The organism is Gilvimarinus gilvus, assembly GCF_030518155.1.
Lineage (GTDB): Bacteria > Pseudomonadota > Gammaproteobacteria > Pseudomonadales > Cellvibrionaceae > Gilvimarinus > Gilvimarinus gilvus.
The window spans coordinates 1-320 of record NZ_JAULRU010000259.1 but is presented as its reverse complement, the minus strand read 5'-3'; the positions used below and the strand labels follow the sequence as shown (position 1 = coordinate 320).

Genomic DNA, 320 nt, shown 5'->3' with positions numbered 1-320 from the left:
CGTCGATGCGGCCGCGCCGTTTCGCGAGGTATGGGCCAGCTTCGAGCACTGGCTCGGGCAGCATCGTGAACAGTTGCAGGCCTGGGTCAGTTGGGGCGACTACGACCGCCAGCAACTGCATCAGGAATGGCACCTGCACGGCCTGGACAGCCTGCTGCGCACGCTGGCGCACATCAACCTCAAGCAACGCTTTGCCAAGGCCCGCCACCTACAGCGCCCTGCCGGCCTGAACGGCGCCCTGCAACTGGCAGGCATGCACTTTTGCGGGCAGCAGCACCGGGCCCTGGAAGATGCGCGCAACACAGCGCGGCTGCTGCCCT

Annotated in this window: 1 protein-coding gene; it reads left to right on the top strand. The window is 66.9% G+C overall.

Going from position 1 to position 320, the window contains the following annotated elements; genetic code table 11:
- Nucleotides 1–320: 3'-5' exonuclease (locus tag QWI17_RS03870; RefSeq protein WP_441294581.1), on the top strand; the 320-nt coding region annotated here is incomplete at both ends.